The 13,834-nt window shown below is 67.4% G+C and carries 14 protein-coding genes; 8 read left to right on the top strand and 6 right to left on the bottom strand.

The annotated features are described in order from the left end of the window. Positions 1–143 precede the first annotated feature (143 nt). The 5 genes from KEC55_RS31900 to KEC55_RS31880 all read left to right on the top strand — a co-directional run bounded on the left by KEC55_RS31900 (position 144) and on the right by KEC55_RS31880 (position 5,403). Complete coding sequence (locus KEC55_RS31900) at positions 144–1,004, top strand: PhzF family phenazine biosynthesis protein (protein WP_282512636.1); 861 nt, start codon at positions 144–146, stop codon at positions 1,002–1,004. Positions 1,005–1,052: 48 nt separating this feature from the next. Next, on the top strand, positions 1,053–1,718 hold the full coding sequence (locus KEC55_RS31895; protein ID WP_282512634.1) for an HD domain-containing protein: 666 nt from the start codon (positions 1,053–1,055) through the stop codon (positions 1,716–1,718). A gap of 289 nt (positions 1,719–2,007) precedes the next feature. Further along, positions 2,008–2,934, top strand: a complete 927-nt coding sequence (gene rbsK, locus KEC55_RS31890; RefSeq protein WP_282512632.1) for a ribokinase — start codon at positions 2,008–2,010, stop codon at positions 2,932–2,934. A gap of 40 nt (positions 2,935–2,974) precedes the next feature. After that, positions 2,975–4,348 (top strand): L-fucose:H+ symporter permease, encoded by a 1,374-nt coding sequence (fucP, locus tag KEC55_RS31885; RefSeq protein WP_282512630.1) that lies wholly within the window; start codon positions 2,975–2,977, stop codon positions 4,346–4,348. Between the two features lie 2 nt (positions 4,349–4,350). Continuing rightward, complete coding sequence (locus KEC55_RS31880; protein ID WP_282512628.1) at positions 4,351–5,403, top strand: aldose 1-epimerase family protein; 1,053 nt, start codon at positions 4,351–4,353, stop codon at positions 5,401–5,403. A gap of 34 nt (positions 5,404–5,437) precedes the next feature. Here the strand turns inward: KEC55_RS31880 and deoR are convergent, their stop codons facing one another. Further along, positions 5,438–6,208 carry a DNA-binding transcriptional repressor DeoR gene (deoR, locus tag KEC55_RS31875; RefSeq protein ID WP_282512626.1) on the bottom strand — a complete coding sequence of 257 codons (771 nt, stop codon included), beginning with the start codon at positions 6,206–6,208 and terminating at the stop codon, positions 5,438–5,440. 146 nt (positions 6,209–6,354) lie between these two features. On the opposite strand from deoR, the gene deoC reads away from it, so the two are divergent. Next, positions 6,355–7,035 (top strand): deoxyribose-phosphate aldolase, encoded by a 681-nt coding sequence (gene deoC / locus KEC55_RS31870; RefSeq protein ID WP_282512624.1) that lies wholly within the window; start codon positions 6,355–6,357, stop codon positions 7,033–7,035. A gap of 12 nt (positions 7,036–7,047) precedes the next feature. On the opposite strand, the gene KEC55_RS31865 is transcribed toward deoC, so the two are convergent. Next, positions 7,048–8,622 carry a serine hydrolase gene (locus KEC55_RS31865; RefSeq protein WP_282512622.1) on the bottom strand — a complete coding sequence of 525 codons (1,575 nt, stop codon included), beginning with the start codon at positions 8,620–8,622 and terminating at the stop codon, positions 7,048–7,050. A 180-nt stretch (positions 8,623–8,802) separates the two neighbouring features. Here KEC55_RS31865 and KEC55_RS31860 point away from each other — a divergent pair, with 180 nt between their 5' ends. Next, positions 8,803–9,669, top strand: coding sequence for a DUF2071 domain-containing protein (locus KEC55_RS31860; protein WP_348996019.1), 867 nt, complete (start codon positions 8,803–8,805; stop codon positions 9,667–9,669). 8 nt (positions 9,670–9,677) lie between these two features. On the opposite strand, the gene KEC55_RS31855 is transcribed toward KEC55_RS31860, so the two are convergent. Continuing rightward, on the bottom strand, positions 9,678–10,640 hold the full coding sequence (locus tag KEC55_RS31855; protein WP_282512618.1) for an ATP-binding protein: 963 nt from the start codon (positions 10,638–10,640) through the stop codon (positions 9,678–9,680). After that, positions 10,637–11,545, bottom strand: coding sequence for a DMT family transporter (locus KEC55_RS31850; RefSeq protein WP_176050961.1), 909 nt, complete (start codon positions 11,543–11,545; stop codon positions 10,637–10,639). Before KEC55_RS31850 ends, KEC55_RS31855 begins: the two co-directional genes overlap by 4 nt. A gap of 90 nt (positions 11,546–11,635) precedes the next feature. On the opposite strand from KEC55_RS31850, the gene KEC55_RS31845 reads away from it, so the two are divergent. Further along, positions 11,636–12,436 (top strand): AraC family transcriptional regulator, encoded by an 801-nt coding sequence (locus KEC55_RS31845; RefSeq protein WP_282512616.1) that lies wholly within the window; start codon positions 11,636–11,638, stop codon positions 12,434–12,436. 8 nt (positions 12,437–12,444) lie between these two features. Here the strand turns inward: KEC55_RS31845 and KEC55_RS31840 are convergent, their stop codons facing one another. Continuing rightward, positions 12,445–12,930: a DUF1772 domain-containing protein gene (locus KEC55_RS31840; RefSeq protein WP_348996029.1), complete on the bottom strand. Its 486-nt coding sequence runs from the start codon at positions 12,928–12,930 to the stop codon at positions 12,445–12,447. Positions 12,931–12,932: 2 nt separating this feature from the next. Next, positions 12,933–13,757 (bottom strand): NmrA family transcriptional regulator, encoded by an 825-nt coding sequence (locus tag KEC55_RS31835; protein WP_282512612.1) that lies wholly within the window; start codon positions 13,755–13,757, stop codon positions 12,933–12,935. Positions 13,758–13,834 lie beyond the last annotated feature (77 nt).

The raw sequence follows: 13,834 nt of genomic DNA, 5'->3' as shown, positions 1-13,834 counted from the left end.
TCGCAGGTGCGCCGCCCCCCTTCTTCACATCTTGCGGGCACAATGGCATACCGCATCGCCACGCCATGCATCGAGAACGTCGGCGCAAGCAACCGATCGATCCTGTACCAGAGTCTGGCAATCGCCCCCTACGCGAGATTCCAATGATGCCGTATGCCTTCCGCCTGCTGAATGTCTTCGCCGAATCGACGTTCGGCGGCAACCCGCTGTGCGTGTTCGAAGACGCGCGCGGCATGGACGACGCGACCATGCAGGCGCTGGCCGTGCAGTTCAACCTGTCGGAAACGACCTTCGTTCTGCCGTCCGAGCATGCGCACGCGCGGGTCCGCATCTTCACGCCGGGCTATGAAATGGCCTTTGCTGGCCATCCGACGCTCGGCACCGCGCATGTCGTGCGCGACCTGCTGAAAACGGGCGACGCGCTGTCGCTCGAATTCAAGGCCGGCGTCGTCAACGTCGACGCGCGTGACGACGTGTGGACGTTCGTCGCGCCGCACGCGGGCATGCCGAAGACGGCGCCATGCGAATTGTCCGACGCGCAGACGGCGGCACTGCTGGGGCTCGCCGAGGACGATCTGCTCGCGCCGCCGGTCTGGGTCAACACGGGCGCCGATCAACTGCTGGTCGCGCTCAAGGACCCCGCAGCCGTGCGGCGCGCACGGCCCGACAGCGCCCGCCTCGACATCTGGCCGCCCAGCAGCCTCGGCCGCAAGACCGCGTATGTGTTTGCATTCGACGCGGAACGCCCGGGGACGGTGGTGTCCCGTTACTTCTTCGTGAAGCAAGGCGGCGGTGTGTCGGAAGATCCGGGCACCGGGTCGGCCTGTGCGAACCTCGGTGGCTGGCTGCTTGCCGCCGGACGCGATCTGCCTGCCGCGTTTCAGGTCGAGCAAGGCGAAGCCGTCGGGCGGCCTTGCCTGCTGCGGTTGTCGGTCGGCGTGGCTGGCGCGATCAGCGTCGGCGGTCGCGTGGTGGAGCTCGGACGCGGCGTCGTCAACGTGTAAGGACAGCCGACGGACATCTCACCGCCCGCTCCCGATCCGCTCACCGGCATGAACGACCTCACCCTCACACTGCGCTCATCCTGCGATGCCTGTTTCGGTACGGCCGCTGTCTGGCCGCTCGTCGAGCGTGCATACAGCGAGCCGCAGCGCTTCTACCACACGCTCGCACATCTGGTGGAACTGTTCGCGCATCTCGCGCCGTATCGTGCGGAACCGCTGTGGCCGGCGATCGAACTCGCCGTCTGGGCACACGATGTCGTCTACGCGACGACACTGCCAGATTATTCGCATAACGAATCACATAGCGCGAAATGGCTCGTGCAGGTCACGCACGAACACTGCGCGGCATCCTGGCGGCATGCACACGCATTGCACGTGTCCGTCGCACACGATCTCGTGCTCGCCACGAAGTCGCACCGGTTGCCCGAATCGTTCGCGCTCGATCCGGCGCTGCAGCGCGCCGGACAACTCTTTCTCGATGCCGATCTCGCGATCCTCGCGGCTACGCCCGACCGGCTGCGCGAATACGATCGCGCGATCGCACGCGAATGGGCGCAGGATCCCGATGCACCGTCGGCCGCCTTCCGCGCCGGTCGCAAGCACGCGCTCGAACACCTGCGCGAACAGACGCCGCTGTTTCGATCGGCGGAATTTGCGGCGCTCGCGCCGCTCGCGCAACGCAATCTCGACACGCTGATCGACGCATACGCGTAAGCGTCACCGCGCCCGTTCGCGCGAACACACCTTCATCGCCGCCGCGCTCGCGGGGCTCGGCTTCCCGCGAAAACAGGGACAGCCTCGTCCATTTCAAGCGCCATCTGACGATAAGTCACGCTGAAACCCCCGATTTCCCGCCGAACTACCCGCTCGCCCCACGGCTCCGCAAGTGACCCCACTAACATCATAAGATTGCATTCTCACATTTTATGTGATTTTATTATCACTTATTGCGGCCGCCGACGACCACGCGCGTGGCCCACCTCATACCAAGGAAGAGACGCAGATGGAGACAATCGCCGTCATCGGCAGCAACATGGTCGACCTCGTGACCTATGTCGCACGCATGCCCGCGCGGGGCGAAACGCTCGAGGCGCCGAATTTCGAACTCGGCTGCGGCGGCAAGGGCGCGAACCAGGCCGTCGCGGCCGCGCGTCTCGGCGCGCGCGTCGTGATGGTCACGAAGGTCGGCGACGACGTGTTCGCCGACAACACGATCCGCAACTTCGAGCGCGAAGGAATCGACACCACGCACGTGCGCAAGGTCGCCGGCGTACCGAGCGGCGTCGCGCCGATCTTCGTCGAACCCGATTCGAGCAACAGCATCCTGATCGTCAAGGGCGCGAACCGCCATCTGAAGCCGGCCGACATCGACGCGGCCGCGCCGGCGCTCGCCGAATGCGCGCTGATCGTGCTGCAACTCGAAATCGAGCTCGACACCGTCTATCACGCGGTCGATTTCGGCGCGCGGCACGGCATCCCCGTGCTGCTGAACCCCGCGCCCGCAGTGGCCGACCTCGATTTCGAACGGATCCGCTCCGTCGAATTCTTCGTGCCGAACGAAACCGAGCTCGCGATCGTGTCGGGCCTGCCGGTCGATTCGCGCGAGAGCGCCACCCGCGCCGCCGAAGCGCTGGTCGCGCGCGGGCTGAAGCACGTGCTCGTCACGCTCGGCAGCAACGGTTCGCTGCTCGTCTCGCGCGACGGCGTGCGGCACGTGCCGGGCGTGCCGGTCGACGCGCGCGACACGACGGGCGCGGGCGACGCCTACATCGGCTGCTTCGCGCGCTGCTACGCCAGGTCGCGCGATGCCGTCGACGCCATGCGCTACGCATCCGCGTATGCCGCGCACTCCGTCACGGGCCTCGGCACGCAGAAGTCGTACGCCGACGCCGCGACGTTCGAACGCTTCCTCCACGACGCCGGCCTCTGAACGGCGCCTTCATCGACGAGACATTGGGAAGGAGACACCCATGAGCCGAGCCAGGATCGAACACACACCCGACGGCTATTACCTGAACCGCACGCCGCTCTTCGCGTTCACGCTGCTGTGCTGCCTGTTCGCGCTGTGGGGCACCGCCGCGAACCTGAACGACGTGCTGATCGCCCAGTTCAAGAAATCGTTCTTCCTGTCCGATTTCGAATCGGCATTCGTGCAGTCCGCGTTCTATCTCGGCTACTTCTTCCTCGCGATTCCGGCCGCGACCGTCGTGAAGAAGTTCAGCTACAAGACGACGATCCTCGTTGGCCTGCTGCTCTACACGACCGGCTGCCTGCTGTTCTTCCCCGCCGCGTCGATGGCGAAATACGGAATGTTCCTCGTCGCGCTGTTCGTGATCGCCGCGGGCCTGTCGTTCCTCGAAACGGCGTCGAACTCGTACTCGACGCTGATGGGCCCGCGCGATACCAGCACGCGGCGGCTGAACATCTCGCAGACGTTCTATCCGTTCGGCGCAATGGCCGGCGTCTACATGGGCAGCCTCCTGATCTTCAAGGAAGGCGACGCGTCGCACGCGCAGCTCGCGGCGATGTCGGCCGCCGAAGCGCACGTGCACCAGCTCGCGATGATCCAGGCCACGCTCGAGCCGTACAAATGGTTGATCGTCGTGCTCGTCGCCGTGTTCATCGTGTTCGCGCTCACGCCCTACCCGGCCTGCAAGGGCAACGGGCCCGGCGCGGTCACGCACCGGATCGACGCGCGCGGCACGCTCGCGCGCCTGTTCGGCAACCGGCGCTTCGTCGCGGGCGTGGTCGCGCAATTCCTGTATGTCGGCGCGCAAGTCGGCGTGTGGAGCTTCACGATCCGGCTCGCGATGCAGATCGGCGGCCTCACCGAGCGCGGCGCGTCGCACTACCTGCTCGCGACGTTCTTCGCGTTCTTCGTCGGCAAGCTGGTCGCAACGCTCGTCATGAAGCGCGTCGGCCCGGCCAAGGTGCTGATCGTCTACGGCATCCTGTGCATCGCGCTGCTCGCGTACACGATCAGCGTGCACAACATCACGGCCGTCTATGCGGCCGTGTGCGTAAGCGTGTTCCTCGGCCCGTGCTGGCCGACGATCTACGGCCTGACGATCGACGGTCTCGGCAAGGACACCGAATACGGCGGCTCGATCCTCGTGATGAGCATCGTCGGCGGCGCGGTCGTGCCGCTGATCCAGGGGCTGATCTCCGACCACACCGGCGGCAACATGCAGCTCGCGTTCGTCGTGCCGCTCGCGTGCTTCGTCGTGATCGTCTACTACGGCTTCTACTGCCTGCGCCACCTGCCGGCCGCAACGCCCGACGCAGCCGCCGACGGCCGCGCGCCGGCGCGCTACGCCGCGTCGCGCAACACGTCCGGAGCGTGACCATGCGAGGCGAGATCGAACTGCGGCGCGACGACTTCCGCGAAGCCCCGCGCACGCTGTACCGCACCGACGGCCTCACCGTCACCGCGTTCGCGTACCCGTCCGGCGTCGAGGCGCTGAAGCTCGAAAACCGCCGCGGCCATCTCGTCGTGCTGCCGTATCTTGGCCAGATGATCTGGGCCGCCGAATTCGACGGCCACGACCTGACGATGAAGCACATGTTCCGGCAGCCGAAGCGCGCAACATCGATCGTCGACACCTACGGCTGCTTCATGTTCCACAGCGGGCTGCTGCGCAACGGCTGCCCGGGGCCGGACGACACGCATGCGCTGCACGGCGAGATGCCGTGCGCACCGATGGACCGTGCGAGCCTGGTCGTCGGCACGGATGCGCGCGGCGCAATCGTCGAAGTGACCGGCGAATACGAGTACGTGCAGGGCTTCGGCAGCCACTATGTCGCGCGCCCGTCGGTGCGGCTCGCCGAACGCGACGCGCAGATGACGATTGCGATGGACGTGACGAATCTCGGCGGCACGCCGATGGACCTGATGTACATGGCCCACCTGAACTACGCATACGTGCCGGGCGGCCGCTTCGTGCAGTCGCTGTCGCGCGGCGGGTTGCGGCTGCGCGACAGCGTGCCCGCCCACGTCAAGCCGACCGCAGCGTGGCGCGACTACACGGCTACGCTCGCACGCGAACCCGAACGGCTCACGACGCTCGATACGCCCGCGCTGTACGACCCCGAGATCGTGTTCTTCATGAACGGCGTGGAAACGGACGCCGACGGCGTCGCGCATTTCCGGCTCACGCATCCGGACGGCGGTGCTTTCCACACAGCATATCGCCCCGGGCAATTCCCGCATGCGACGCGCTGGATCCTGCACAACGCGGACCAGCAGGTCGCCGCGTTCGCGCTGCCGTCGACCTGCGAGCCAGAGGGGTATGAAGCCGAACGCCGCAAGGGCCATGTCGCGACGCTTGCGCCGGGCGCGACACGACACTTCGAGGTGCTCACCGGCTACCTGAGCGCAGCGGAAGCACGCGATGCCTGATGCGATGCAAAGCGCGAAGGCCGCCCGCGCGGCGTCAGGTCACGAGCGCGATCCCGTGTTCGCGGATCGCCGTTTCGTAGCGTTGGCTCAGTTGCCCGTCGGAGATCACGTAGTTGAAATCGGTCAGTTCGGCGAAATAGGCCGCGCGCACTTCGTCGAACTTCGTGTGGTCGACGAGCAGAAAGCGGTTCTGCGCGCGCGCCATCACCTTCTTCTTCGCATCGACTTCGTGGAAATTGAAGCATGTGACGCCGCAGCGATCGCTGACGCCAGCCGCCGAGATGAATGCCTTCGACACGCGCACCGAATCGAGGATGCCCGTTTCGGCGACCGATTCGAACACCATGTTCTGGCGGTGATACGCGCCGCCGCACAGAATCACGTTGCAATGCGGCTTCTGCTGCAGCTTCGCGAACACGTTCAGCGAGTTGCAGACCGCCGTGAACTCGAGGTCGTCCGGGATGAAATCGACGATGAACGGCGTGGTCGAGCCGCAGTCGACGAAGATCGTGTCGCCGGTCGTCACGAACTGCGCGGCCAGCTTGCCGATGCGGCGCTTCTCCTCGGTCTGCCGGTTGTTCTCCGCGCTGATCAGGTATTCGCCGATGTCGCTGCGCTGCGCGGCGAAATGGCGCGTCACATAACCGCCGATCAGGCTGAGGCCGTGCGGATTGTCCGCGAGATCGCGGCGGATCGTCATCTCGGACACGCCGAACAACTCGGCCACTTCCTTCAGATGAATCGCGTTCTGCCCTTGCAGCACGTTCATCAATGTCTTGATCCGTTCGCCCTTCTTCGTTTCCATGCCAGTATCCTGCGTACCCGTCGCATCCGTCGCGTGTCGTGCCGGGCACACAGGCCCGGCCGGAATGTCGTATTTGTAACAAACCGATGTGAAAACATCAACTTTCCGTGTGCCCTTCCGGCACACGAACCGTGGAGTCCTGACACATGCCGCTTTCCAACGCCCAACTCGCCCAAACCATCGATCACACGCTGCTCGCGCCCGACGCGAGCGACGCGCAGATCCGCGAACTCTGCCGCCAGGCGGCCGAGCATCGCTTTTACTCGGTCTGCGTGAATTCGGCGAACGTGCCGCTGGCCGCTCGCGAGCTGGCCGATACCGGCGTGCTCGTCTGCGCGGTGGTCGGCTTTCCGCTCGGCGCCGGGCTGTCGGCCGCGAAGGCATTCGAAGCCACCGCCGCGATCGACGCGGGCGCCGGCGAGATCGACATGGTCATCAACCTCGGCGCGCTGAAGAGCGGCCGCGGCGACGACGTGAAGGCCGACATCGCGGCCGTGCACCGCGCATGCGGTGCGGTGCCGCTCAAGGTAATCCTCGAAACGGGGCTGCTGACCGACGACGAGAAGGTGCGTGTGTGCGAGATGTGCCGCGATCTCGGCGTCGCGTTCGTGAAGACGTCGACCGGGTTCGGCCACGGCGGCGCGACGCTCGCGGATGTCGCGCTGATGCGCCGCACGGTCGGCCCGGCACTCGGCGTGAAGGCATCGGGCGGCGTGCGCGACCGCGCGGCCGCGCTCGCGATGCTCGAGGCCGGCGCGACGCGGCTCGGCACGAGTTCGGGAGTCGCGATCGTCACCGATCAGGGCGGCAGCGGGTCGGGGTATTGACCGGCGCCGGCGTCAGCGGGTGAAGACGTTCAACCCGCCGTCGCTGAACAGTTCGGCCGTCACGCGCGTTGGCGGTGTGCCGGCGAACGTGAGTGCATATTTCGAACCGGGCGGCGCCATTTCACCCGACGGGCTGATCGCGAACGTATCGCCGTCCCAGTGCGTGCACGCGAACGACACGTTGCCGGCACCGATCGTCAGCACCAGCGCGTTGTTGACGACACTCACCGTCATCGGTCCGTAGTAGTCGTTGCCGTAGGTGCCGGCATAGGCGGTCAGCGCTTGCGGCGGCGCAGGCGACACGGGAGCGGCAGCACCGGCCAGCGACCCGGCCGGCGCGGTCAGCGGGGCCGTCTGCTCTTTCGCGAAGGCCGCCCAGTCCCGTTGCTGCGCACCGTACTGGACCAGGTCGAGGAAGGCGAAACCGATCGCCTCCGCCACGCCGACCGGCCAGGTGTTGGTCAGCACCGCAATGCCGATGTCGAGCGACGGCACGAGCACGAAGAAGGTACCGGCGCCCAGCAGGAAGCCGCCGGAGTGGCTGACCATCGGCCGCCCGCCGTCGGCGGTCGTGCCGACGTTGAAGCCGTAGCCGTAGTACGCGGCGGCGCCGTCCGCGCTCGCCGGGTGGATCAGGATCTGCGCCGACAGTGCGGGCGACAGCGCGGCGGCGGGGATCAGTTGCGTCCCGCCAGCGCGGCCATTGGCCAGCACCATCGCCATCCATCGCGCGAGATCGTTGACCGACGAGCTCACGCCGCCCGCCGGCGATTGCAGGTCGGCATCGCGCGGCGCGGCGACCGGCACGAACACGCCGTTGACGGGTACGTGCCCGACCGCATGGTTCGCGCTCGCCTGGTAGTCCGCATATCGCGAGCTCGTGCGCGTCATCCCGAGCGGCGCATAAACGGCCTGCTCCGATAGCGTCGCCCAATCGATGCCCGCCGCATTCGCGACGCCGATCGCCGCGGCTGTCAGGCCGATGTTCGTATAGGCGTAATGGCTTCGGTAGCCGACGAGCGGGATCTCGCGCAGCCGGTTGAACACGGTTGCCCGGTCGAACCCGAGTTCCTCGAGCTGATCGCCGACATGCTCCGGCAACCCCGAACGGTGCGCATACAGGTCGGCGACCGTCAGCGACTGCGTGACCGACGGGTCGGACAGCGCGAACGACGGCATCAGCTGCTGCATCCGCGTGTCCCAGCTCACGACACCCTTGCCGACCTGCGACGCAACGACCGTCGCGCCGATCGACTTCGAGACCGAGGCAAGCTGAAAGATCGTATCGGCGTCGACGGGCTGGCCGGTGGCCGTGCTGCACACGCCGTAACCCTTTGCGAACAGCGTCTTCCCGCCGTGCACGACGGCCACCGCGATGCCGGGCACGCCCGAGCTGCCGAGCAGCGCGCTCACGAGCGGATCGAGCTGTGCGACGGCCGCCGCGATCCGTGCATCGGACACCGGCGCGAGCGGGTCCGCCGACACCGAATCGCCGCCGCATGCCTGCAGCATGCCGAGGCCGCCGAGGCCCAATGCCGAGCCGAATGCCGTCTTGAGGAAGCGCCTGCGATCGAGAGAGTCGGTCATGATGCAAACCCCGTGGATTGGTGCGTGCGTGTTCTGTTTTTTGATCTCCGACGCGATCCGGTACGGCCCGGCCCCGATCGCCCGGACAATATGCCTGCACCGCACGAATCCCACAATACCCGGGCGTGGCGCCGATCGTCGTCGCACATCATCTTCATTCCACGCCGCAACCCCGGCACAATGCCGCTCATGCGCTACGACAACACCTTCGTTTACCCGTCCGCCGGCATCGCCGGCCGGCTCGCCAACCGGATTGTCGCGAGTGGCCCGCTCTTGCGCGCACGCCGCGCGCTGCTGTCGCGGCTGCCGTTCCTGCAGTTGGCGAGCGACGTCGAGAACGTCGTGTATTGCACATGGATCGTCGATGTCGCCGCCGTCGCGCATCTCGTGCCGCGCGGCGTCACGCTCGCTAGCCGCGACGGCCGCACGCTGTTCACAACGCTCACCTATGCGCACCGGCACTTCGGCCCGCGTCTCGCGGGCCCGTTGCGGCGCGTGTTTCCTTCGCCTCTGCAGAGCAACTGGCGGCTCTACGTCGACGCGCTGCCGGACGGCAAGCCGGCCGAGCGCACCGTGCTGTTCGTGAAGAACGTGTTCGACCACCCGCTCTATGCGCTCGGCAGCCGGCTCTTCAGCGACGCGCTGCCGTCGCATCTGGCGCGGCGCTTCACGCATGAGGTGCGAAACGGACGCTACGACACGCTGCTGGCCAGCGGCGGCGGCAGCGCGCCGGACTTCCGCTGCACGGCCGAAGCGTCGGACGACCGCACGCTGCCCACCGCATTCGCGCCGTTCTTCAGCGACTGGCGCGCGGCCGTCGCATCCCTGTCGCTTCAGCACGCGGCCATCGCGCATGTCGCGGACTGCGACCGTCTGGCCCATGCATCGATCGATCTGCCGATCGACATCGACGCGGTCCGACCGCTGAAGACGGTCGGCCCCATCGGCGGCGGCGATTTCCTCGCGCGCATCGGCGCCACCGGCGAACCGATGTGCTTCGTCGTCACCGACGTCGCGTTCCGCGTATTGTCCGAGCGGTTGCTGTAGCGCGACATTCAGCCGGGCCGGTGCCCGGGTGAATCTTCGTCCGCAAGCCGCCCCGCGTAATCGCGCGCGAACTGCACCGCAATCCGGCCCGAGCGCGCGCCGCGTTCCAACGCCCACTGCAGTGCGGGCTCCCGCGCGGCGCGGATCTGCTCGCCATCGAAGCCGGCCGCGCCGAGACGGCTCTCGACCACGGCCAGGTACTCGTCCTGCGTGAAGCCGTAAAACGTGACCCAGATCCCGAAGCGCTCCGACAGCGAAATCCGCTCCTCGACCGCGTCGCCCGGATGCAGCTCGCCGTTCTCCGCACGCGTCACGTTCGCGTTGTCGCTCGCCTGCTCGGGCATCAGGTGGCGACGATTGGAGGTCGCATACACCAGCACGTTCGACAGGTCGCTCGCGACCGAGCCGTCGAGCACGGTCTTCAGCCCCTTGTAGCCGGTCTCGCCGGCCTCGAACGACAGGTCGTCGCAGAACACGATATAGCGCTCGGGCCGCGTGCGCACCAGCTCGACGATCGCCGGCAGGTCGTTCAACCCTTCCTTGCTGACCTCGATCAGCCGCAACCCGTGCGCGGCGAACGCGTGCAGGCACGCCTTCACGATCGACGACTTGCCGGTGCCGCGCGCGCCGGTCAGCAGCACGTGATTGGCCGCGAACCCGCGCACGAACTGCCGCGTGTTCCGTTCGACGATCGCCGCTTGCCGGCCGACGTTGCGCAGCGCGTCGAATCCGGCGAGCGCGGATGTGGCGATCGGTTCGAGCGGCGCCGTTCGAGGGCCGCCGCCGAAACCGCGCCAGCGAAACGCGACCGCCGCATCGAAATCGACGGCCGCCGGCTGCCCGGTGTGCGCCATCGCTTCGAGCGCGGTCGCGATTCGTTCGAGCTGGCGGGACAGCGACGGGTCGGCAACGGGCACACGCGCATCCGGCAGCGCGGCAATCAGGTCCTGCATGTCGAAATCGGCGCTCATTGGCGGACACCTTGCGACGCACTTGCCTGGAACGGGAATCGCTGCGCGATCGCCACGCCGACGAGCGCGACACCGCCGCCGATCAGGTGATACAGCCGCAGCGATTCGCCGAGCAACACGATCGCGCCGCCGGCCGTCATCAGCGGCAGCAGGTTCATGAACATCGCGCAGCGGCTCGGGCCGAGCAGCCGCACGCCCTGCATCCACAGATACGGCAGCACCACCGACGCCAGCACGCCGGCGTACAGGATCAGCGGCACACTCGCGCGCGTCGGCCATGCGGCTTGCGCGGGCAACCGCAGCAGCATCGGCAGCATGAACACGAGCGCGGCCAGCGCCTGCACGTAGGTCGACTGCCATGCCGGCAGCGCGCCGATGCGCCAGCGCTTGAGCAGCACGCCGTACAGCGCGTACGCGGCCGACGCGGCCAGCATCAGCAGGTCGCCCACGTGCACGCCACGCGCGGCGATCGCCGTCGGGTGCCCTTCGGCAATCAGGTAGACGACACCCGCGAGCGACAGCACCCCGCCGCCGATCATGCCCGCGCCCGGCGGGTCGCCGAGCAGCAGCGAACTGAGCACCATCGTCATCAGCGGCACGAGCGCGGTGATGATCGCCATGTTGGTCGCGCTGGTCGTCCTCGCGGCCTCGTAGGACAGACTCTGGAACAGCGCCATCGCGAGAAAGCCCAGCACCGCGAGCTTCGGCAGGTGCGCGACGAGTACCGCGCGATTGCGCCACGCGGGGGCCAGCGTGAAGACGCTCATCAGCGCGACCGCCAGCAGCAGCCGGTAGAACGTAATGGCAGACGGGTCGATCGTCGACGCCGACAGCTTCGACACCACGACGTTGCCGGCCCACAGCGCGATCGCGCAGAAAGGAAACAGAAAAGGAGACTTGTTCATCGCGTTTGACGGATTACTATCCTGACAGGGAATCTGGCGTGAATCGGAACGCCATCGTGCCCGCCCGCCCACTGCCTGTCTCACGCCAAAATGTCAGGACTTATCGCCAATCGGACATTCGAGTCCACCCAGCCGCTTGCGCACCTGCGCTACGAATCGACACCGATGCCCGTGTCGGCCATGGCGGCGGCGTACGCGCACGGCACATCGATCCCGACGCACAGCCATCGCCGCGCGCAGCTCCTCTATGCGATCGAGGGCGTGATGCACGTGCAGTCGGAAGGCGCGTCGTGGGTCGTGCCGCCGACGCGCGGCGTATGGCTCGAAGCCGGCCTCGACCATACGGTGCAGATGAGCGGCGACGTGCAGATGCGCACGGTGTTCGTCGAACCGGGCGCGGTCGAGCACCTGCCCGCGCGCAGTTGCGTCGTGGAAGTGCATCCGCTGTTGCGCGAGCTGATCCTCGCCGCGGTCGACGTGCCGCTCGACTACGCGCCAGGCTCGCGCCACGATCACCTGATGCACCTGCTGCTCGCCGAGGTAACGGTCGCGCCGCTACTGCCGCTGTACCTGCCGTGGCCGCACGATGCACGCCTGCGGACGATCTGCGACACGCTCGTCGCCGCGCCCGACGACCTGCGCACGATCGCCGAATGGGCCGACCTGCTCGGCCTGTCGGTTCGCACGCTGCATCGCGCGTTCCGGCGCGAGACGGGGCTCAGCTTCCGCCGCTGGCGCGAGCAGGCGCGGCTGCTGCTCGCGCTCAAGCGTCTTGCGCACGGCGAGAAGGTGGTCACCGTCGCGATGGATCACGGCTACAGCAGCCAGAGCGCATTCTCCGCGATGTTCAAGCGGCACTTCGGCGTGTCGCCGTCGGCGTTTTATGCGTAGCGGCAGCGCTACCGCGCCGCAATCCCCACGATGAAGCACACACACGCAGCCGCCGACGCAACCGTGCGCACGTGATTCCACATCGTCCAGTCGTGCACGTAGCGCGTCCACTGCGCCACGCCTTGCGCGGTTGCCGGATCGGCCGCGGCAAGCGCGTCGTTGAGCGGCACGTTGACGGCCATCGTCACCGCGAACATGCCGAACACATAGAGCACGCCACCCGCGGCGGCGGCCATCGCGCCCGGCCGGTCGCGATCGAACAGCGCGACCACGACGAGCGCGAGCGCCATCAGCGTCGTGCCGAGAAACAGCGGCATGAACGGCGAACGCACGATGTCGACGTTGATCGCATTCATCGCGGCCGCGCCGGCCTGCGGCGCGATCCGTCCGAGCGACGTCATCACGAACGTCGAGAACGCGAAGTACACGCCGGCCATCAACCCGCAGCCGATGGCCGAACCCCACAGCAGCGCGGAAGTCACGAACGCGATCATGGTCATGCGCTCCACACGCCGGTTGCGGCCGTCGCACGCGCATAGTCGGCGAAATCGCGCGCCGGCCGCCCGAGCGTCTCTTCGACGCCGTGCGCCACCGCGCTGTTGCGCCCGTCGAGCACCACGCGGAACAGTTCGTCGAGCAGTTCGACGACCGGCTCCGGTACGCCAACCTCACGCAGCCCCGCGACGAACGCATCGGGCGGAATCTCGCGATAGGCGATCGGCCGCCCGGCGGCACGCGCGATTTCGCCGACGGCTTCGGCAAACGTCAGCGCGCGCGGGCCCGTGACTTCGATCACGCGATCCGCGAACCGCGCATCGGTAAGCGCCGCCACGGCCACATCGGCGATGTCGTCCGCATCGACGAACGGCTCGCGCACGGCGCCCGCCGGCAGCGCAACCTCCCCGGCCAGCACACCGTCGATCAGGTAGCCCTCCGAGAAGTTCTGGTTGAACCAGCTTGCACGCACGACACCCCAGCCGATGCCCGACGCCTGCAGTGCCGCCTCGGCCGCCTGCGCACCGGGCTCGCCGCGCCCGGACAACAACACGACGCGCTCGACGCCGCTTTCCCGCGCGAGCCGCGCAAACGCGGCGATCGCTTCCACCGCGCCTTCAACGGACAAGTCAGGCTGGTACGTCACATACGCAGCCGACACGCCATCGAGCGCGGCCGGCCAGGTCGCGGGCGCCGTCCAGTCGAAGCGGATGGCCGACGTACGCGACACAGGCCGCGTCGCGAAGCCGCGCGCGCGCAGCCGGGCATCGACGCGGGCGCCCGTCTTGCCCGAGCCGCCGACGATGAGAATGGGAAGTGCCGACATGTGCGTCTCCTTTGATGAAAATACGAGACTTTCTCTCATTTCAAAAACACGATAGACTCTCGCATTAGCAACGTCAA

It is taken from the genome of Burkholderia cepacia (assembly GCF_029962485.1).
Classification (GTDB): Bacteria; Pseudomonadota; Gammaproteobacteria; order Burkholderiales; family Burkholderiaceae; genus Burkholderia.
Note: the sequence above shows the minus strand (reverse complement) of the source record. Positions and strands in the feature narration are given on the sequence as shown.

Bases quoted from the DNA above. Each gene is read 5' to 3' on its own strand.
- fucP (WP_282512630.1), top strand. From the start codon at position 2,975: ATGAGCCGAGCCAGGATCGAACACACACCCGACGGCTATTACCTGAAC.
- KEC55_RS31855 (WP_282512618.1), bottom strand. From the start codon at position 10,640: ATGAGCGCCGATTTCGACATGCAGGACCTGATTGCCGCGCTGCCGGAT.
- KEC55_RS31845 (WP_282512616.1), top strand. From the start codon at position 11,636: ATGTCAGGACTTATCGCCAATCGGACATTCGAGTCCACCCAGCCGCTT.
- rbsK (WP_282512632.1), top strand. From the start codon at position 2,008: ATGGAGACAATCGCCGTCATCGGCAGCAACATGGTCGACCTCGTGACC.
- KEC55_RS31860 (WP_348996019.1), top strand. From the start codon at position 8,803: ATGCCGCTCATGCGCTACGACAACACCTTCGTTTACCCGTCCGCCGGC.
- KEC55_RS31840 (WP_348996029.1), bottom strand. From the start codon at position 12,930: ATGATCGCGTTCGTGACTTCCGCGCTGCTGTGGGGTTCGGCCATCGGC.
- KEC55_RS31895 (WP_282512634.1), top strand. From the start codon at position 1,053: ATGAACGACCTCACCCTCACACTGCGCTCATCCTGCGATGCCTGTTTC.
- deoR (WP_282512626.1), bottom strand. From the start codon at position 6,208: ATGGAAACGAAGAAGGGCGAACGGATCAAGACATTGATGAACGTGCTG.
- deoC (WP_282512624.1), top strand. From the start codon at position 6,355: ATGCCGCTTTCCAACGCCCAACTCGCCCAAACCATCGATCACACGCTG.
- KEC55_RS31865 (WP_282512622.1), bottom strand. From the start codon at position 8,622: ATGACCGACTCTCTCGATCGCAGGCGCTTCCTCAAGACGGCATTCGGC.
- KEC55_RS31835 (WP_282512612.1), bottom strand. From the start codon at position 13,757: ATGTCGGCACTTCCCATTCTCATCGTCGGCGGCTCGGGCAAGACGGGC.
- KEC55_RS31880 (WP_282512628.1), top strand. From the start codon at position 4,351: ATGCGAGGCGAGATCGAACTGCGGCGCGACGACTTCCGCGAAGCCCCG.
- KEC55_RS31850 (WP_176050961.1), bottom strand. From the start codon at position 11,545: ATGAACAAGTCTCCTTTTCTGTTTCCTTTCTGCGCGATCGCGCTGTGG.
- KEC55_RS31900 (WP_282512636.1), top strand. From the start codon at position 144: ATGATGCCGTATGCCTTCCGCCTGCTGAATGTCTTCGCCGAATCGACG.